This window comes from Polaromonas sp. P4_H1 (assembly GCF_056400945.1).
In genome coordinates, this window is record NZ_JBFUKG010000096.1 from 1 (window position 1) to 596 (window position 596).

Annotated in this window: 1 protein-coding gene; it reads right to left on the reverse strand. The window is 64.9% G+C overall.

Translation table 11 applies throughout. The features are described from left to right. Positions 1-148: 148 nt before the first annotated feature. The coding region (locus AC1DS5_RS25295) for a glutamate ligase domain-containing protein (RefSeq protein WP_477720993.1) at positions 149-596 on the reverse strand (448 nt) is incomplete at its 5' end.

Genomic DNA, 596 nt, shown 5'->3' on the forward strand with positions numbered 1-596 from the left:
TGCACGTCGCCCTTGATCGCGAAATAGGCCTCGCCCCGCTTGATGGTGCGGGTATCGATGGAGATGCCGGTGATGCCTTCCGGCAGCGCGCCTTGCACCGTGGCGTGCATCGCGTCGGCTATCGCGGCTGATGTCCAAAGAAACTCGCTCATGCAGTCCTCTTGGCAAGCGCCGCTGCGGCGGCCTCGTGATCGCTGAACGGCAGCGTGCGGTCACCGACGATCTGTCCGGTTTCATGGCCCTTGCCGGCGATCAGCAGGGCATCGCCGGGCTGCAGGCCTTCGACAGCCACACGAATGGCCTCGGCGCGGTCGCCGATTTCGATAGCGCCTTTCGCAGCGGCCAGAATGGCAGCGCGGATGCTTGCAGGATTCTCGCTGCGCGGATTGTCGTCGGTAACGATCACGCTGTCGGCATTTTCACTGGCGATCTCGCCCATCAGCGGCCGCTTGCCGGCATCGCGATCGCCGCCGGCGCCGAATACCACGACGAGCTTGCGCTTTGCGTAAGGGCGCAGCGCCTGCAGCGCCTTCGCGAGCGCATCCGGCTTGTGTGCGTAATCGACGAACACCGGCGCGCCATTATGAGTGCCAACC